Source organism: Glycomyces lechevalierae, assembly GCF_027622945.1.
GTDB lineage: Bacteria > Actinomycetota > Actinomycetes > Mycobacteriales > Micromonosporaceae > Glycomyces > Glycomyces rutgersensis.
The window spans coordinates 41,510-59,787 of the sequence record NZ_JAPZVQ010000005.1 but is presented as its reverse complement, the minus strand read 5'-3'; the positions used below and the strand labels follow the sequence as shown (position 1 = coordinate 59,787).

The 18,278-nt window shown below is 71.6% G+C and carries 16 protein-coding genes and 1 pseudogene; 6 read left to right on the top strand and 11 right to left on the bottom strand.

Annotation, left to right across the window (positions count from 1 at the left end; translation table 11 throughout):
* Window positions 1–116: 116 nt before the first annotated feature.
* Window positions 117–1,586: a non-reducing end alpha-L-arabinofuranosidase family hydrolase gene (locus O2L01_RS10640; protein WP_374727672.1), complete on the bottom strand. Its 1,470-nt coding sequence runs from the start codon at window positions 1,584–1,586 to the stop codon at window positions 117–119.
* Window positions 1,587–2,303: 717 nt separating this feature from the next.
* Between O2L01_RS10640 and O2L01_RS10635 the strand changes: the two genes are divergently transcribed.
* Together O2L01_RS10635 and O2L01_RS10630 are read left to right on the top strand one after the other, a co-directional pair.
* Complete coding sequence (locus O2L01_RS10635; protein WP_270121907.1) at window positions 2,304–2,792, top strand: RDD family protein; 489 nt, start codon at window positions 2,304–2,306, stop codon at window positions 2,790–2,792.
* Between the two features lie 107 nt (window positions 2,793–2,899).
* Window positions 2,900–3,328, top strand: a complete 429-nt coding sequence (locus O2L01_RS10630; protein ID WP_270121906.1) for a hypothetical protein — start codon at window positions 2,900–2,902, stop codon at window positions 3,326–3,328.
* Window positions 3,329–3,424: 96 nt separating this feature from the next.
* Here the strand turns inward: O2L01_RS10630 and O2L01_RS10625 are convergent, their stop codons facing one another.
* Window positions 3,425–4,078, bottom strand: coding sequence for a response regulator (locus tag O2L01_RS10625; RefSeq protein WP_270121905.1), 654 nt, complete (start codon window positions 4,076–4,078; stop codon window positions 3,425–3,427).
* Window positions 4,066–5,181: a sensor histidine kinase gene (locus tag O2L01_RS10620; RefSeq protein ID WP_270121904.1), complete on the bottom strand. Its 1,116-nt coding sequence runs from the start codon at window positions 5,179–5,181 to the stop codon at window positions 4,066–4,068. The genes O2L01_RS10625 and O2L01_RS10620 overlap by 13 nt, the downstream gene beginning before the upstream one ends.
* 131 nt (window positions 5,182–5,312) lie before the next feature.
* Here O2L01_RS10620 and O2L01_RS10615 point away from each other — a divergent pair, with 131 nt between their 5' ends.
* A complete protein-coding gene (locus O2L01_RS10615; RefSeq protein ID WP_270121903.1) occupies window positions 5,313–5,684 on the top strand; it encodes a DUF6069 family protein in 372 nt (123 codons plus the stop codon).
* Entirely contained in the window at window positions 5,681–6,778 is a 1,098-nt protein-coding gene (locus O2L01_RS10610) for an alpha/beta hydrolase (RefSeq protein WP_270121902.1), read from the top strand. Before O2L01_RS10615 ends, O2L01_RS10610 begins: the two co-directional genes overlap by 4 nt.
* 57 nt (window positions 6,779–6,835) lie before the next feature.
* Here the strand turns inward: O2L01_RS10610 and O2L01_RS10605 are convergent, their stop codons facing one another.
* The gene (locus O2L01_RS10605) at window positions 6,836–7,783 is read right to left on the bottom strand and encodes an NmrA/HSCARG family protein (protein WP_270121901.1); all 948 of its coding nucleotides are present in this window, start codon (window positions 7,781–7,783) and stop codon (window positions 6,836–6,838) included.
* A gap of 110 nt (window positions 7,784–7,893) precedes the next feature.
* Complete coding sequence (locus O2L01_RS10600; protein ID WP_270121900.1) at window positions 7,894–8,271, bottom strand: DoxX family protein; 378 nt, start codon at window positions 8,269–8,271, stop codon at window positions 7,894–7,896.
* A gap of 168 nt (window positions 8,272–8,439) precedes the next feature.
* Between O2L01_RS10600 and O2L01_RS10595 the strand changes: the two genes are divergently transcribed.
* Complete coding sequence (locus tag O2L01_RS10595) at window positions 8,440–9,345, top strand: hypothetical protein (RefSeq protein ID WP_270121899.1); 906 nt, start codon at window positions 8,440–8,442, stop codon at window positions 9,343–9,345.
* Here the strand turns inward: O2L01_RS10595 and O2L01_RS10590 are convergent.
* From O2L01_RS10590 to O2L01_RS10570, 5 genes are all read right to left on the bottom strand, one after another.
* A complete protein-coding gene (locus O2L01_RS10590; RefSeq protein ID WP_270121898.1) occupies window positions 9,299–10,090 on the bottom strand; it encodes a helix-turn-helix domain-containing protein in 792 nt (263 codons plus the stop codon). The two genes, O2L01_RS10595 and O2L01_RS10590, sit on opposite strands and share 47 nt — an antisense overlap.
* A gap of 80 nt (window positions 10,091–10,170) precedes the next feature.
* A complete protein-coding gene (locus tag O2L01_RS10585; RefSeq protein WP_270121897.1) occupies window positions 10,171–11,070 on the bottom strand; it encodes an alpha/beta fold hydrolase in 900 nt (299 codons plus the stop codon).
* 180 nt (window positions 11,071–11,250) lie between these two features.
* Window positions 11,251–13,002: an ABC transporter ATP-binding protein gene (locus O2L01_RS10580; protein WP_270121896.1), complete on the bottom strand. Its 1,752-nt coding sequence runs from the start codon at window positions 13,000–13,002 to the stop codon at window positions 11,251–11,253.
* Window positions 13,002–14,702 (bottom strand): ABC transporter transmembrane domain-containing protein, encoded by a 1,701-nt coding sequence (locus tag O2L01_RS10575; RefSeq protein ID WP_270121895.1) that lies wholly within the window; start codon window positions 14,700–14,702, stop codon window positions 13,002–13,004. The genes O2L01_RS10580 and O2L01_RS10575 overlap by 1 nt, the downstream gene beginning before the upstream one ends.
* Before the next feature lie 66 nt (window positions 14,703–14,768).
* On the bottom strand, window positions 14,769–17,096 hold the full coding sequence (locus tag O2L01_RS10570) for a thioredoxin domain-containing protein (RefSeq protein ID WP_270121894.1): 2,328 nt from the start codon (window positions 17,094–17,096) through the stop codon (window positions 14,769–14,771).
* Here O2L01_RS10570 and O2L01_RS25650 point away from each other — a divergent pair.
* A pseudogene (locus O2L01_RS25650) lies at window positions 17,037–17,510 on the top strand (DUF998 domain-containing protein); the annotation flags it as partial. The gene O2L01_RS10570 and the pseudogene O2L01_RS25650 overlap by 60 nt on opposite strands.
* Before the next feature lie 75 nt (window positions 17,511–17,585).
* On the opposite strand, the gene O2L01_RS10560 reads toward O2L01_RS25650, so the two are convergent.
* Window positions 17,586–18,248, bottom strand: coding sequence for an aggregation-promoting factor C-terminal-like domain-containing protein (locus O2L01_RS10560; protein ID WP_270121892.1), 663 nt, complete (start codon window positions 18,246–18,248; stop codon window positions 17,586–17,588).
* Window positions 18,249–18,278: the final 30 nt, after the last annotated feature.

The following is an 18,278-nucleotide window of genomic DNA, read 5'->3' as shown; positions in this document are numbered from 1 at the left end:
GGTCGGCCCCGCGCGGCGGCGGGGGGGGGGGGGCCCCGCGGGGGGGGGGGCCCCCCCCCCCCCCCCCCCCCCCCCCGCCGGCTCAGGAACACCCGAGCCGGACCTGCGCTGTGCCGTTAGCGCTGCAGGGTCAGCAGACCCGGGCGGTAGGGCAGGAGGCCGTAGTCCATGCCGTCAGAGCTGGGGTCGCGTCCCTGGTAGAGGAACTGCAGGTTGCAGGGGTCGATGGTCTTGGTCTGGTCGGGGTTGGTGCGCACCAGATCGCCGTGGCTGATGTCGTTGGTCCACGTGGCACCGCTGTTGGCCTTGCCCGCGAAGGGGTTGCTCTCCGTCGCGGCCTGCGGCGTCCACGTGCCGTTCAGGCTGGTGGCCGTGAACGAGCGGAAGTAGCGACCCCGGCTGCCCATGGCCTCGACGATCATGAGGTACTGGTTCTGGCCCTGGACCTTGTAGACCTCGACCGCCTCGAACAGGTTCGCCTTCGTGTCGCTCATGACGAGCTGGTAGCTCGTGCCGAAGCTGCTCGGGAAGTTACCGAGGGGCATGCTGGCGCGGTAGATCTGGCCTTCGTCGTTGGCGAAGAACAGGTACATGTTCTGGTCATCGGCGATGAGGGTCTGGTCGATGGGGTTGTTCACGGGAAGCTGCCCGTTGAAGAGCTCCTGGTGCGGGCCCCAGCTGTTGGGGTCGGCGGGGTTGGTCGACGTGCGGTAGGAGAACTTGTACGGCCAGCCCCACTGGTAGGCGAGCACCCAGATGTTCTTCGGCGCGAAGTAGATCAGCGTCGGGGCCACCGGGTTGAAGCTCGTCAACCTGGTCTGGCCGGCCGAGGCCATGTCGGACCAGTTGGTGAAGGGGCTGAAGACCACCGAGTTCCAGGCGGTTCCGGCGTCGTGCGTCGTCGCGTAGACGAGGTACTGGCCGTTGTAGCGGACGGCGGTGAAGTCCTTGAGCGCGACCTGCCCGTTCTTCGGTTGTGCGAGCGGGCCCGTCGATGTCCAGCGGTACGTCGACGGAAGGGCGCAGGCGCCGCTGCCGCCGTCGACGAGGGCGAGCTGCCATTGCTGGTTGGCGCCGCCCCAGTCGCTGTACTGCACGACGCTTGCGCCGTCGTTGGTCGCCGCGCCCTGGACCTCGACCGCCTTGCCGCTGTTGCGGTTGATCAACCGGACGTAGCCGCCGCCGGAGTCGGCCAGCCGGAACTGCTGGTTGGCACCGCCGGTGTCGGTCCACTGGTGGATGGCGGCACCGTCGGCGGTCGACCAGCTGGAGACGTCGAGCACCTTGCCCGAGTGCCGCGCCCTGATCCGGTAGTAGCCGCCGCCGGCGTCCACGAACTGGAACTGCTGGTTGTTGGCGCTCGTGCGGGTCCACTGTTGCACCAGGGCCCCGTCTGCGGTGGACGCACCGCTGACGTCCAGGGCCTTGCCGCTGTTGCGGTTCACCAGCACATACCAGGCGGAGGTGTCGACCGTGGCGGCTGCAGCCGCGTTGGTGAACGGGTTGAGTACGGTCGCGGCGGCGGCCCCGGCGAGCACGCCGGCTCCGCCGATGAGCATCCGCCTGCGGCTCTTGGGGTTTTCCATCCAGGCCATGATGGCCTCCTTCTTCGAGGTTCGTCGGGTCATGGATATGCGGGTCCGTTGCTACGGGTGGGACCGGGCGATCGCGGACTGACGGGTGCCGGATCGGTCAGTCAGCGAAGGCCGCCGCGAGCGCGGCAATGCCTCGGGTCCAGCGGGACAGGATCGAGAAATCGGGCCCTCCCCGCCGGACGGGGGCACGGGAACTACTTGTTATCGCTCACACATCACAGCTTCGTTCGGAAACATCTGATGTTCTTCCGGCGTTTCGAACTATAGAGAAGTATCGATGTTTAGTCAATGGCTGGACCGGCCGCTCCTCTTGTCGGTATCGCACCGCCACGCGCTTGGCAGGGGAACGCGCGTTCACCGATGTGTTGTCGGGGATCCTCACTCCGCTCCGGCACTACCAGGACGAAGGGATCGGGCACTGCCGCGGCGTCCTGCTCGGCACCGCTCATGGCACGCGGTCACGATGGCGCTCTTGGATTCGTCGGACAAGCGTCGGCTCAGCGCCCATCGGTCTTCGGGCCGGTACTGTTTTCGCGTTTCCGGGGGTCGGGCACCGCTCGCGCCGGCGGCACGAGGCCGCGATTCCGGCGGGGGACCGGCGGGATGGCGGCGGGAATCCCGGAGGCGATCCGTCGAACCGCCTACTCGCGCAGGTCAACGGGATCATGGAGGTGATCGCGGGCGGCGGCCGGGCGATAGTGTCCCGTCATGGGAGCAGACAAGATCGAGACGTTCCGCAACGGCACCCCTTACGTCCCGGCCGGCGGATGGGCGACCTGCTTCGCCTGGCTGATCGACTTCGTGACGTACCTGGCCCTCGCCCTCACCGGGGCCGTCCTCCTGGGCGGGCTGGGCCAGGCCCTCGACCTGGGCAACGGCGTGCTCGGGCTCGCCGTGATCGTGTGGGTGCTCGTCGCCCCGCTCGTGTGCGGCCTGTGGTACCGGAACGGCCGCGCCCTCGGCGCGCTGTGCACCGGCACGCGGCTGGTGCGGCTCAGCGACGGCGGCCGGATCGGCCCGAAGGGCCCGTGGGCCATGCTCGTGCGCATGATCCTGATGCCGGTGGTGATCATCGCGGTCGTCGTGGGCGGCGGCTACGCGGACGGGACGATGCAGCGTGCGAGCATCGACATCGCCCGCACCCGGAGGCTGCACGCCGAGGGCTACCCCAGACGGGATGCCGGGCAACGGATCTGAGGGCGAAGCGCCGCGAGCCTGATCCCGCCGATCTTCCGCCTCGCGAACCGAGGCGTCCGCGGAAAGAATGGGCGGTGACTTCCCCATCGATCGAAAGAGGCCCCACTGTGCCCATCCGATACACGGCCGTCCTGCCCGTCGCCCTCGCCGCCTTGGGACTCGCCGCGTGCAGCGCGGAGGCCGGGCCCACCGTCTCCGGTATCGACGTGCAGGTCGCCGCCGAGCCCAACGGAGGCGAGGCCGCCGAATCCGCCGCAGAAGAGACCTCCTCCGCGGCGCCGCCCGCCGACGAGGCCGGGCTCGAGATCCCCGCCGAAGACCTCGCCTCCGCGGCCGCGGACGCGCTGGAGGAGCAGGTCGGCATGCGGCCCGAGATCGACTGCGGCGACGGCATCGACATCATCATTTACGAAGGCCGCCAGACCTACTGCGACCTGATCGACGGCGAATCGGTGTACGAGGTCACCATCACCGTCACGAGCATCGAGGGCACCGCCTTCGACTTCGACATCGAGGTCGCCGACGCGCCCAAATAGGCTCGCAGCGACATGAGCCGGCCAGGGAGGCGACGTTGAGGACGACCGCACTGCGGTCGCCCGCGGCCTCACGGACGAGGACCTCGCGGACCTCGCCTAGACCAGATCGGCGTCGTGGGCGAGGAGCGCGATCTGCGTCCGGTTGTCCAGGTCGAGCTTCGTGAGGATGCTCGAGACGTGCGACTTGACGGTGGTGACGCTCATGAGCAGCGCGCGGGCGATCTCCGCGTTGGACCGCCCGTTCGCGATCGCCACGGCCACATCGTGTTCGCGCGGGGTCAGCGCGGCGAGGGCCGTGCGGGCGCGCTCGTAGGCGCCGGTCTGCGCGACCGTGCGGTCCATGAGCCGGCGCATGACCCCGGGGGAGAGCATCGGGTTCCCGGCGGCGACGCGGGCGACCGCGTCCGCGATCTGGGCGGGCGGCGTGTCCTTGAGCAGGAAGCCGCTCGCCCCGGCGCGGAGGGCGTGGACGATGTTCTCGTCGGTGTCGAAGGTGGTCAGGACGATCACCTCGGGCGCGCCGGGCCGGGCCCGGAGGCGCCGGGTGGCGGTGATGCCGTCGACGTGCGGCATCTGGAGGTCCATCAGGACGACGTCGGGATGGTGGGCGTCGGCGGCGGCGACCGCCTCGCGGCCGTCGCCCGCTTCGGCGACGACGGCGATGTCCGCGGTCCCGTCGAGCATGAGCGACAGCCCGGCCCTGACCAGGGCGTCGTCGTCGACCAGGAGTACACGGATCACGCCGGCCATGGTATCCGGGCCCGCAACTGGAAGCGGCCGCAACTGCCTCCGTGATCGAGCTCCCCGCCGGCAAGGCGGACCCGCTCGGTGAGTCCGACCAGGCCCAGGCCGCTGCCGGGCACGGTCGGGCCGTCGCCTTGCGCGGGAAGGGGATTCGCGAGCTCGATGACGAGGTCGGCGCCCGGTTCGCCGCTCAGCGCCACCTCGACGGGGTGCCCGGCGGCGTGCTTGCGGGCGTTCGTCAGTCCCTCTTGGAGGACGCGGAACGCGGTGCGGCCGATCGTGGGCGGCAGCGTGTCCGCGGCGAAGTCCGTGCGAGCCTCGATGACCTGTCCTGCGGCCCTTGACTCCTCGATCAGCTTCTCGAAGTCGGCGGTCGTGACGGGCCCGCTCGCGGACGCGTCCTCGTCCACACGGAGGAGCCCGATCACCTGCCGCAGCTCTTCGAGGGCCTGGTGCACGCCTTCGCGGATCACCCCGGCGGCCACGGCGACCTTCTCAGGCGGCGAGTCGGGCCGGAACTCGAGCGCGCCCGCGTACGTGGCGACGAGCGAGAGCCGGTTCGCGAGCACGTCGTGCATGTCCCGGGCGAGCGCCCGGCGCTCGGCCGCACGGGCCTCGGCCACGCGGCGGCCCTGCTCGGCCTCGGCCCGCTCGGCGCGCTCCCGCAGCGACCACAGGAGCTCACTCCGGTTGCGGGCCAACGCACCCCAGCCGAGCAGCGCACCGTACGCGACGGTGACGAGGAGCGCCCACCAGCCGAACGAGAGCGCCGGATTCGGATGCCAGATCCACTGCAGCAGATGCGCGGCGACCCCGGCGACCGCCACCAACGCGGCCGGCCGGAACCGCCCCCGCCACGCCGCCTGGAGCGCCCCCGAAGTCGCCGCGGGCGTGGCCACGGGGGAGAGCACGGCGAGCACGGTCGCGGCGAGGGCCCCGGCGACGGGCCGCCACGCCTGCAGGTACGCGGCCCCGACACACAGCGCCGCGACCGCGAAGTCCAAGGGCCCCAAGTCGGTGCGCGACCACATCGACAGCGCGGTCAGCACGGCGATGCCGCCGACCAGGGACACCACTTCGGCAGGACGGGGTTTTCGGCGCTCGGTCACGGCCACATGCTAGCCGCGCCAAGGCCCGGCCCATCACCTCCGAAAGTAGGAGACGGCCCCTGCCCCGGGAGGGGAGAGCACGGCTTCCGGACCGAGGCGCGAACCCCTCGGCCGCAACGAGACTGGTCCACATGCAAACACGAACCCGCCGACTCCTCACCGTCCTCGCCGCCCCGGCCGCGGCACTCCTCCTCTGGACCGCCGCCGTTCCGCTCGGCGGCGTGGACCTCACGGTCGACCAGGCCGGCACCCCGCTCACGGTCGGCCCCGCCCTGGTCGCCGCCGCCGCCCTCATCGCCGGCCTCGCCGCCTGGGGGCTCCTCGCGGTCCTCGAGCGGTTCACGGCCCGAGCCGCACTCGTGTGGTCGATCGTCGCCGCCGCCGTACTCGCTTTCTCGCTCACCGGCCCGCTCGCCGCCGCGACGACCGCCGCGATGCTCGTCCTCATGGGCATGCACGTCCTCACCGGCACCATCGTGATCACGGGCTTGGTGCGGCGATGAACATCCCCTGGGGCTACCTCGTCGGCGTCGCCATTATCGCCATCCCCGCACTGCGGTTGCCGCGCATGCCGATCGGGCCCGCCACGGCCGTCTTCTTCGCCAGCATCACCGTCGTCGAACTGCCGTTCCTCGCCGCCGCGGCATTCGCTGCCAGCACCGCCCTCGCCTACACCGACGGCAGTCTCGCGTCGCCGGTCGCGATCGCCGCCGCCGTGCTCGGCGCGGCCTGCGCGACCCTGACCCTGTGGCGCGGCATGCGAACCCAGACCGTCATGCAGGACGCGATGGGCGACCTCCGCATCGGCCCGCGCCCGCCCATGTGGCGACTCGTATTGCGTCCCTTCGCATTTCAGTCCCGCTCCATCGAGAAGATCGCGGACATCGCCTACGGCCCCGCCGGAAAGCAGAACCTCCTCGATCTCTACCGCCACCGCTCGGCCCCCGCCGGCGCGCCCGTCCTCATCCACTTCCACGGCGGCTACTACACGACCGGCCACAAGAGCTCCCAGTCCCGGCCGCTCCTCCACCGCCTCGCCGGCCAAGGCTGGATCACCATCAGCGCCAACTACCGGCTGCGGCCCGACGCAGGCTTCGAGGACCACCTCACCGACGCCAAGCGCGTCATCGCCTGGGTCCGCGAGCACGGCCGCGCCTACGGGGCCGACCCCGACCGGATCGTCCTCTCCGGTTCCTCGGCGGGCGCGCACATGTCGGCGCTGGCGGCGCTCACGCCCGGCCATCCGCGGTTCCAGCCGGGCTTCGAGGACGTCGACACCTCGGTGTCCGCCGTCGTCGGTCTCGGCGGCTATTACGGCGCCTACTTCGACGGCGACCCCGAGAGCGACCCCCTGGCCCACGCCCGTCCCGACGCCCCGCCGTTCCTGATCGTCCACGGCGGCAACGACACCGTCGTCCATCCCGCAGGAGCGCGGCGCTTCGCCGAAGGCCTGCAGGCGGTCTCGACCCGACCGGTGCGCTACGCCGAGCTGCCCGGAGGCCACCACGGCTTCGACCTGTTCCACTCGCCCCGCTTCGAGGCGGTCGTCAACGCGGTCGAGGCCTTCGCGACCCGCGCGGTCGCGCGCGAGCGCTGAGACGCGGAGAGGGACCGTCCCCGAAAGGGCGGTCCCTCTGCTGACTCCCGCAAGCGCTCAGATCCCGACGAAGGCCTCCTTGTTCTCCTGCAGCCAGGTCTTGAACGTCTTGAGCCGCGGGTTGAGCGCCCGCACGGCGGCGAGGTCGCGGCGGCCGGTGAACTCGTCGTCGAACTCGGCGTAGTACTGGAACATGTTGCCGATCTCCTCGGCGGCCGGGAAGCCCGCCGCGCGCAGCCCGTCGAACGGCACCGGGGAGTACTGCACCGGCTCGCCGAGCACCTCGGTGAACGCGGCGGCGTACTCCTCGCCCGTGAGGTGCTCGCCCGCGATGCTCACCGTCTCGCCCACGAGTTCCCTGCCGCGCTTGAAGATCCCGAACGCGGTGCGGCCGATGTCCTCGGCGGCGATCCCGGCGAGCTTCGCGTCCGCCATGGCCAGCGCGAGGACGACGCTGCCGTCCTCCTGCCGCTTCGGCCCCATCCCGCTCGCGAGGCCGTCCCAGTAGAAGGTCGTCTGCAGGAACGTGGTCGGCACTCCGGCCGCGGTGAACAGCGAGTTCGCCTCGGCCTTGACGTCGAAGTGGGGGACCTTGTAGCGGCCCAGGAGGGTCGGCATGCGGTCGTCATCGAGCGGGACGGCGTCGCGCGTGTCCTCCAGGGTCGACCAGACCGCGTGCTGCACGCCCGCGCGCGCGGTCGCCCGGGCCATGTTGCCGGCCTGCTCGTACTCGCGCTCGGGGGACATGTGCTCCCAGAAGTTGGTGACGAGGTACGCGCCGTACGCCCCGTCGAAGGCCTTCGCGAGGCTCGCTTCATCGTCGAGGTCGGCTTCGACCACCTCGGCGCCGAGCCGGGCGAGTTCGCGGGCCCGCCGGGAGTCGGTGTCGCGGGTGAGGGCGCGCACGCGGAACCCGGATTCGGGCTCGGCGAGGATCGCGTGGGCGAGCCCGCCGCCTTGCTGGCCGGTCGCGCCGACGACTGCGATGGTCTTCTGTTCGGACATGATGGTGCCTTTCGGTTCGGTGTCGCGGACGTTCTCTCCGGACGCTAAGTGGATCTGGGGGTGCTCGGTGGCGGTTCGGGCGAACCGCCCGTCCTCGATGCGGGCGGGTACTAGAGGGCGTGCGGGCCGAAGCGGCCCCAGGCGACGACGGCGGTGAGGACGAGCAGGACGAGGTTGGTGACGACCGCCTGGCCTTCCTTGCGGCGGCCGTGGGTGATCGCGGCGCCGGCCATGAGCAGCGCGAGGCCGGTCGCGGCGAGCGGCACGAGGACCACGGCGGTGCCGAGCGCCGCGGGGAGGATCAGGCCGAGCGCGGCGAGGACTTCGAGCGCGCCGATGAGCTTGATGAGGCCGGGCGGGAAGTCCGCGGCCCAGCCCATGTTCGGCGAGCCGAGGAGTTTCTGCTTGGACCGGGCCAGCTTGGTGAGGCCGGCGAACAGGAAGAACGCGGCGAGCAGGCCCGCCAGGATCCAGAGGAGGAGGTTCATGGTTCCCACTTTCGAGGACGTGTAGTTGACGCGTCATGTGTCTCCTCGCGAAGGTTCATGACGCATCATCTACGCTAGCGCGAGGTAAATGACATGTCAAATACCTGGGTTCGCGAGAGGTCCGTTCCGTTCAAGACCGAGGCCCCCGGCCAGGCATAGCGTGGAGGCATGGCACGCATCACCGAGCACATGACCGAACGGGCGGCCGAGTTCATCTGGCTGACCGGCAGCACCCTCGACCAGCGCCGGCTCGAACACCTCCTCGGGGCCGGCGACCGCGACGCGATCCTCACGGCGCTCGCCGCCTACCGCACGGCTGACGGCGGCTACGCGTACGCCCTCGAACCCGACGTGAAAGGGCCCATGCCGCAGCCGCTCGCCGCGATGGCGGCCCTCGAGATCATGGACGAGACCGACACCCTCGCCCAGGACACCGCCGAGCCCGTCTGCGACTGGCTGCTCCATCACGCCGCGCCCGACCGGGGCGTGCCCGACCTCCTCGGCACCGTCGCCGACTACCCGCACCCGCCGTGGGTCGAGCCGCCGCCGCAGGACCGGGGCGGGCTCCTCACCACCGCGCGCTGCGCCGGGCTCCTGCTCGAGCACGGCATCGAACACGAATGGGTCGACGAGGCGAGCGCCTTCTGCCGCAACCGGATCAGCGTCCTCGAGACCACGCATCCCTACGAGGTCTTCAGCGTCATCAGGTTCCTCGACAACACGCCCGACCGCGACTGGGCCGCATCGGAGGCGAAGCGGATCGGCGCCCTCGTGCGCGACGGCCTCGTCCTGCTCGACCCGGCGAATCCGGACGACATGCCGACGCCGCCGGGGTACGCGGAAGGGGAGTACACCCACCCGTGCGAGTTCGCCGCCTCCCCGGAGAGCCTTGCGGCCCAATGGTTCAGCGCCGAGGAGATGGCCCTCTCGCTCGACCGCCTCGCCGCCGACCAGCGCGAGGACGGCGGCTGGCCGATCTACTACCGCCGCTGGAACCCGGCGATCGAACAGCAGGCCCGGCCCGGGTTCACGCTGCGGGCGTTGACGATCCTCGACGCGTGGGACCGGGCTTGACGAGCGCGCGCGGGCTCGCGCCCGCCCATCGCCGCACCTGGCGGCTCAGGTGCGCCTGGTCGGCGTAGCCCTGCTCGGCCGCGATGCGGCTCCAGTCGGGGACGCGGGCTTCGGTCGGGCCCGGAACTCGAACGGGCGCAACGGCTTCCATCGTGCGGCGAAAGCGCAGGATCTGCTCCAGGGTCTTCGGCCCGTACCCGGTAGCGGCCCGCACCCGGCGGCGCAGGTGGCGTTCGGAGTAGCCGAGTTCCCAAGCGAGGCTCGCGATCCCGGGAGGCCGGGGCCGATCGAGCGCGTCGGCGACGGCCACTGCGACCCGATCCGGCTCGTAGGCGGCCATGCGGTCCCGAAGTGCTGCGGCAAGCCCCGCCGCGATCTGCCACGGTTCGCGTGCTCGGGCGAGCGAGTCCGAGAGGCGAAGGGCCGCTTCGCCCCACAAGTCGCGCAGGCCGGGCTGGGCGTCGGCCACGGCGGTCGCCGGGGTATCGCCGAGCAGCGGGCGTGCGGCGCCGGGCCGCAGGCGGACGCCGACGATCAGTTCGCCAGGTGCGAGCAGCACGTCCCGGTGGCCCGTGTCGGGACCCGCGATCTCGAGTTCGCCTCGCCGCCAGAGAAGGTCGGTGCACCCGTCCGGCACGACCCGCGCGCTCGTCGCTCCGGTGTCCGGCGCGCGCCGCACCCACGCGCAGGGCGACCACGGCTGCAGCGGGCCCTGCGGCGAGCGTTCCTCATAGCCAGGTCGCACGACTCCACGGTAGCGCCGGGGCCCGACAGCACCGCCCAACGACAGCACGGTCCGACGACGATTCCGCCAGGCAGTGCGGTTCAGGCCGCGACGGGGATCCGGCGCAGGTCCTCGACGGCCGTCGCGTACGGGAGGTCTTCCAAAGGCTCGCAGGAGAAGAAGCGCAGCATGAGGTCCACGAGCTGGGCCGGGCGCTCGAGGTGGATGAGGTGGTCGGCGCGGGCGAGCTCGACGTACCAGCTCTCCGGGCAGGTCAGCGCCAGCTCGCGGCACAGCTCCGGCGGGGTGAGCGTGTCGTGCTCGCCGGTCGTGAAGAGCGTCGGCACGGCGGGCGGGATCGACGGGTCGATGAGGTCGCGCGAGAGCAGGCGGTTCGTGTTGGCGATGAACTTCGCGAGGTCCGCCTCGTCGGCCGCGTCGAACCGCATCGCGATGATGCGCCGCACGACGACCTTCGACGCGATGTCCGGGTGCGGGCTCATGAGCGCGTCCACCGCGGTCCGGCCGAAGTGCTCGCGGCGGCCGCGTTCGGCGAGGGCCACGGACGCCCGCATCATCGGCCGCGACGCGTGCGGGATGCCGCCCATCGTGCCGGCGAGGACCATGCGGGCGATCCGCTCGGGGTGGGTCTGCGCGAGCCGGTACCCCACCGAGGAGCCGTAGGAGCCCGCGAAGAGGTTCACCCGTTCGATGCCGAGGTCGTCGAGGAGCCGCACCAGCGCCTCGGCCGGGATGTCCGGCCCGAGGTAGGGCGGGAGGAGGTCGGCGCGGCCCCAGCCGGGCAGGTCCGGGCAGATCACGTCCGCGTGGTCGAGCAGGCCCTGCTCGACCCGGCCCCAGTCCTCCTTCCGGTGCAGCGCACCGCCGATGAGGACGACGGGCGCGAGCCGGGGCGAGTCGGAGTAGCGGCGCCGCGACCAGTAGGTGTAGCCCGCGAGGCGGTGCTTGTATTCCTGCGGGGTGGCGGCGTTGCGCGGCATGGAGGCTCCCGTTCGAGGTTCACGGCGGCATGGAGGCCGCCGCAGGTACGGGGAATCACCCTAGTATCCGAAATGCGAATTTCTGGTATTTTGCACCTTGCTTCGAGGCATGTCAGCCTTCCGACGCGAACGCAGCAGCGGCCCGGGGCACCCGCCCCGAGCCGCTCCCGTTAAACCGCGCTAGACCGCGACGCCCTTCCAAGCGCCCCACAGGCTCGCGTACACGCCGCCCGCCTCCAGCAGCTCCGCGTGGCTGCCCTCCTCGGCGATCCGGCCGTCCTGCACCACCGCGATCCGGTCCGCCGACTCGGCCGCCTGCAACTGGTGCGCGATCGCGATCACCGTGCGGCCGTTCAACGCCGCCGCGAGCGACGCCTCCACATTCCCGGCGCTGCCCGGGTCGATCCCCGCCGTCGCCTCGTCCAGGATCACCACATCAGGGTCCGCGAGGATCACGCGCGCCAGCGCCAGCTGCTGCGCCTCCGCCAGGTTGAGCCGGTGGTGCTCATCGCCGAGCATCGTGTCCAGCCCCTCCGGCAGATCGGTCGCCCAGCGGGCGTCCACGGTCGCCAGCGCCGAGCGCAGCGCCTCGTCGTCCGCCTCCGGCGCGGCGAGGTTCAGGTTCTCCCGCAGGCTGGCCGTGAAGATGTAGTGCTCCTGCGTCACCAGGATCACCTTGCGGCGCAACACCTCCAACGGAATATCCGCCACTGGCGCGCCGCCGAGCGTCACCGATCCGGCGCGCGGTCGGTCGATCCCCGCGACGAGCCGCGCGATCGTCGACTTCCCGGCCCCTGAAGGCCCCACGACCACGAGCCGCTCGCCGCGCCGCGGGTGCAGGCTCAAACCGTGCAGCACGTCAGGGCCGTCGCCGTACCCGAACGTCACCTCGTCCAACCGCACCTCCGCACCGTCCGGGGCCGCCTCGCGGACCTCGTCCGGCATGAGGTGCACGCCCTCGACGCGGGCCATCGCGGCCCCGCCCATCTGGAACTCGCTGAGCGACATCATGGTCCGGAACACCGGGCCGTCCAGGCGCAGCGTCAGCATCGCCACCGCGACCACCTCGCCCACCGTCACCCAGTCGTTCAGGTACCAGAGGCCGCCCACGATCGTCACGACCACCGCCGGCGTCAGGAACGTCAGGTCCGTGGCCGGGAAGAACCAGGTCTGCAGCCGCACGATCCCCTTGAGCCGGTCCAGGTGCGTCGCCGCCCGCGCGTACCCGGCCGCGCCCCGCTCCTCCTGCATCCGGTACGCCGCCACCGTCTGCGCGCCCGCCGCCGAAGCCGTCGCGGTCTCCGCGATCTCGCTCATCGCCGCCCGCTCGCTCAGGAACACCGGGCTCGCCAGCCGCAGGTACCGGCGCCCGGCGATGAACAGCATCGGCAGGCCGATCACGAACAGCAGACCCAGCAAGGGGCTCACCACGAACGCGGCCACGATGATCACCGTGCCCTCGATCATCGCGACCGCCACCTCAGGCGCGGTCTTGCGCAGCAGCTCCGCCACCGCGCCCACGTCACCCGACGTGCGCGTCGCGAGGTCGCCCGTCCCGGCGCGCTCCACCGTGCCCAGCGGCAGCCGCAGCACCCGGTCGATGAACGACTCACGCAGCCGCGCGGCCGCCCGCTCCCCGAGCCGGTAGCCGAGACGCCGGCCGGTGCGCATGAGCACCAGCTGCAGCACCACGCACGCCACGATCACGCCGCACACCAGGTCCACCCGGGACGCCGTCCAGCCCGTCCCGATCCCGTCGATGACCTCGCCGAGCATCACCGGCAGGGCCGCACTCGCACCCGCGGCCAGCACGTACAGCGCGACCACGCCCGCGAACGCGCGCCGGTCCGCGAGGACCAGCCGCTTGATCGCCTCGATCATCGCCCCGCGGCCCGCGACCGGCAGGCGCCCGCTCGTTCCATTGGCACTCATCAGGACTCCTGCCTCGAGGTGAGGGACCGGTACTCGTCTTGCAGTGAGAGCTCGGCGTGACTGCCGACGGCGCGGATCTTCCCGTCCCACATCCACGCCACCTGGTCGGCCCGCGCCAGCCACAGCGGCGAGGCCGTCACGACCGCCGTCGTCCGCCCGGCACGCGCCGCCGCGACCCGCTCGGCGATCAGCGACTCGGTGTGCGCGTCCACGGCCGAGGTCGGCTCGACCGCGAGCAGGACCTCCGCATCCGCCGCGAGGGCCCGCGCGAGGCGCAGGCGCTGGCGCTGGCCGCCCGAGAGGTTGCGGCCGCCGTTGTGGACCTCGCCGTCCATGGTGGATCCAAGGCTGGAGTGCACGTCGCCCGCGCCGGCGGCGGCGATCGCGGCCAGCGCGCGGGCCTCGCCGGCACTTCCAGCACCCGTACGCAGGGTCTCGCCGAGGGTCTGGGCGAACAGGTAGTCGTCGCGCAGGAGCAGCACGCGCTCGCGGACCTCGTCGAGGGCGAGGTCGGCGAGTTTCGCGTCCCCCCACTCCGAACTCGACTCGGCGTAGCGGGCCAGGCGCTCCATCGCGGCCTCGGCGGGCTTCGCCTCGGCGCTGACGACCACGGTGAGGCGTCCCGGTTCGATCGCGAGCCCCGACTCGGGGTCGCGCAGCGCGCCGGAAGCGCCCGTCGCGGTGCCGTCGTCGGCGATGTCGCTCTGGGTGTTGAAGAACGCGGTGAGCCGCCGGGAGGCGACCTGAGCGGCGATCACGGCCTGCGCCATGCCGATCATCGCGCCGGAGTGCTGGGCGACGAGCGCCGTCATGCCGAACGCGGCGGAGAGCTCCCCGATACTGATCGCGCCGTTCAGCGCGAGGCGCGCGCCGACCCACGTCACCGCGGCGATGAGCGCCAGCGGCAGGCTCGCTTTGAGGCCCTGCACCCACGAGTCCGCGGTCGCCACGCCGTACCCGGCGTCGCGCAGCTCCGTCGAGGCCGCCCGGTACCGCTGCGAGAACTGCTCCTCGCCGCCCACACCGCGCAGCACGCGCAGGCCGCCCACGACGTCGCTCGCCTGGCCCGTGAGGGTCGCGACCGAGGACCGGTACGCGATCTGGTGGTGCTGGAGGCGGCTGAGCACGGGCCCGACGACGAACCCGATGAGGAGCACGCCCGCGAGCGTGGTCGCCCCGAGCGCGGGGCTGGCCCGCCACAGCAGGACCGCGCCCACCGCGGTCATGACCAGGCCCATCCAGCCGAACCCGAGCTGGAAGATGAACGAACCGGTCTTGTGGGCGTCCTCAGTGGAGAGGTTCACCATCTCGCCGGGTGAGATCGCGCCGCGCACGCCCGTCCCGGCCCGGTTCAGGTGGTCGGTGAGGTTGCGGACCGTGCGCACGCGCGCGTGCGACTCGGCCATGAACAGCGACCGGTAGCCGGCGACGAACACCCACGAGGACGCGATCGCGACCACGACGAGCAGGACCGACCAGCGCGCCAGCGGCTCGGCCGTGCCCGCCAGGAGCACTTCGTCGATGATCTTGGAGATCGTCCACGGCAGCAGGATCCAGGCCGCGCCCGAGACGCTGAGCAGCACGAAGCCGAGGGCGACCAGGCCGGTCTGGGCGCGGGCGACGTACCAGAGGTACCGCCACGGGTCGGCCGGAATGTCCGCGGGGGACAAGGCAGAGGGGTGCAGTGGGTTGGGCTTCACAACTCACAAACGTAGGCACGGCCCTAGCCGTGCGACAAGCGCATAAACTACGAAGCGGCGTGTGATTCACGCCCAGGCGGCACGTAATTTCTTGCGGGCGGTCAGGCCCCGGGACCCGACCGCCCGCGCTCCATGGAGGAGGAGCGCTCCTGCGGGGACCGCGCGCGGGTGGCTTCCCGCGCGCGGCCTCGGTATGGCGACGTTCGCGAAATCCCCTCTGTCGCCGCCATCCCGCAATAGCGCCGAATGGCTTTTTTGCCATCTACTACAACACATCCAGTAGTCAAGCTGCAACAGAAAGTTTCTGCCTGTGGATAACTCCGTGCGCTGCGCCCTCACCAGCGCCTCCGCCGCCGCGTGCAGCCCCGCCGTGAATCGCGGGTTCGACGCCATCACCGGCTCCGCCCGCGCCACTGCCCGCCACGCGTCGTCCTTGTACGTCTCATCGCCCGTGACCTGGAACGCCTCCAGCATCGCGGCCGCCGCCAGCGCCCAACCCGACGCCGTCGGCCCGTCGTGCACGTCCGCGGGCCGGGTCACCAGCGCCTCCGCGTCAGCGGCCGTGTCGTAGAACCCGCCCTCGAAGTCCGTGAAATGCTCCCGGATCTGCTCGATGAGCCCCTGCGCGCGGGCCGTCCACGCCCCGCCGAGCCGCAGGAACCCGAGCGCGACCGCCGCGTAGTCCTCCAGGATCCCCGGCGCATCCGAAGCCACCCCGCCGAGCGAGGCCCGCGCCAGACGGCCGTCAGATGCAATGTGCACGCGCTGCAACAGCTCGGCGGCCCGCTCGGCCGCCAGAAGCGAATCCCGGTGGCCCGTACGCGACGCGTACTCGGCGAGCGCCGCGATCGTGAGCCCGTTCCAGGCCGCGACCACCTTGTCGTCCCGGCCCGGCTGGGCGCGCCGCCGCCGCGCCGCGAGCAGCCGGTGCCGCGCCGCCGCCCAACGCGCGCCGTCCTCCGGATCGCGCGGCAGCTCGAGCACGTTCGCGCCGTGCTCGAAGTTCGGATTCGCCGGCTCGATCCCGAAGACCCCTGCGGCCCACGCCGCGTCCTCACCGAGCGCTGACTCCAGCTCGGCCATCGTCCACACGTACGTCAGGCCCTCGACCCCGTCGGTGTCCGCATCGAACGCCGCCGCGAACCCGCCCTCCTCGGTCGTGAACCGCTCCAGCAGGAACGCCGCCGTCTCGTCCGCGACCCGCGCGAACAGCTCGTCCTCGCCGGAGAGCCGCGCATACAGCCACAGCAGCTCCGCGTTGTCGTACAGCATCTTCTCGAAGTGCGGCACCGTCCACGCCTCGTCCACGCTGTAGCGGGCGAACCCGCCCTCGAGCTGGTCGTAGATCCCGCCGCGCGCCATCCGCTTCGCCGTGAGCTTCACATGGTCGAGCAACGCCGCGTCCCCCGTGCGCACATACGCGTCGCACAGGAACCGCAACGCCGGCACGCTCGGGAACTTCGGCGCCGCCCCGAACCCGCCGTTCACCCTGTCCGCCGAAGCCAGCGTCGTCGCGGCGGCCGCGTCAAGCGACTCGGTGCGCACCGGCGGCGCCGGCGGGCACGGCCCGTCCAGCGGGCACGCCACCGTCACGTCCGCGAACGCCGGCCCGCTCCGCGCACTCGCCTCCACGATCGCCGCGCCCTGGTGCGCCAGCTCCTCCCGCTGCGTCCCCCACGCCGTGTGCACGGCGTCGAGCAGCCGCAGGAAATGCGACTTCGGGAAGTACGTGCCCGCGAAGAACGGCGTCCCGTCCGGGAACGCGAACACCGTCATCGGCCACCCGCCCTGACCCGTGATCGCCATCGTCGCCTGCATGTACACCGCATCCAGGTCCGGGCGCTCCTCCCGGTCGACCTTCACCGCCACGAACCGCGAGTTGATCGCATCCGCGACGGTCTTGTCCTCGAACGACTCGTGCGCCATCACATGGCACCAGTGGCACGTCGAATACCCGATCGAGATCAGGAGCGGCACATCGCGCTCGGCGGCCTCCGCGAGCGCCGCCGCGCTCCACTGGCGCCAGGCCACCGGGTTCGCCGCATGCTGACGCAGATACGGGGACAGGGCTCCCGCCAACTCGTTCACCCCCCAAGCCTCGCACACCGCGCGGTGAAGCGAGCGGGAGCGAGAAGGTAAGGCCTGCGGTACCAACCCCCGGGTGCTGGCGGGGGGAGCGATTCGGGTGCCTTCGTCACTGATTTCAAACCCCGATTTCGCGAGGCTTATTGCATGATCATTCATGCCCCCCTTGGCGACAGTGCCGACACTGCGACCACCCTCAAGGGACTGACGACGGCCGGTTTCACCGCGCTCGCCGCCGGGTTCGCCGCGATGGTCGTCCTCCACGCGACCTCCGGCCTCAACCCCGTCGAGGTCGTCATCAGCCTCCACCTCTACACCCCGCTCGGCTGGCTCCTGCCCGTCGCGCTCGTGCTCTTCGGCCTCGGCGCCTGCGCCTTCGCCGCCGTCGCCCGCCGCGTCCCGGCCCCGCGCTGGCTCAGCCCGATGCTCCTCGTCTGGGCCGGCTTCCTCGCCCTCGTGGCGATCTTCCCGACCGACCCGCCCGGGCTCCCCGAGGTCTCACTGATCTCGGCGATCCACCGCTACGCCGCGTTCTGCGCGTTCAGCACCATGGCCGTCATGGGCCTCGCGTTCGCCCGCTGGGCGAAGGGCACCGACTGCCCCGAGAAGACCCGCAGGGCCGTCCTCGCCACGAGCTGGATCGCCGTCGTCGCCCTCGTCGCCTGCTCCACGCCGTACGTCGCCGAGTGGTTCGGCGTGCCCCGCGAGCCCGGCGCGTTCGCGGCGGGCCTGCTGCAGCGCACCACCGTCGGCATGGAGCTGGTGGCCCTCGCGTTCGTGGGCTCCTGGCTCAAGGGCTCAGTAGAAGCCCTCGGCCTCGGACTGGTTCCAGGCGTCGCAGGGGGCGTCGTACCGGCGCTCGATGTAGTCGAGGCCCCAGAGGATCTGCGTGACGGGGTTGGTCTCCCAGTCGTCGCCGAACGCGGCCATCTTGCTGCCGGGGTAGGACTGCGGGATGCCGTAGGCGCCGATCGAGTTCTCGGCGAGTTCGTTCCAGTGGGACTCCTTGTCCCACAAGCGTTCCAGACACGCGAACTGGTCGAGGCCGTACCCGGCCTCGAGGGTGAGCGCGCAGCCGGTGGCCTTGTTCCCGGAGTACTCGCCGCAGTCGGACGGGACGTCCACTGACGTCGGGTTCGTGTTCGCCGCGGCGGCCTCGTCGGCGTCCTCCTGGGCGTCGTCGAGGCCGTTCGCCTTGTCCTCGGCGTACTCGAGGACCGCTGCGGCCTTCACGGTGACGTCGGCGCCGGCGGTCGCGGCGATGTAGTCGGCGTGGTGGCCGCGCGCCTCCTCGTACGCCTCTTCGGCCTCGGCCTGCTGCTCGGCGGCGGCCTGGCCGGGGTGATCGGCGTCGACCTTCGCGGGGTCGTCGGTGACGGCGTTGACGGCGATGAGGGCGCCGATCGCGAGCACCACGAGGGCGGCGATCCGGGCCCCGTAGCGGGTCAGCTTGGGGATCATGGGGTGGCTCCAAGAAAAAAGGACCGCCGC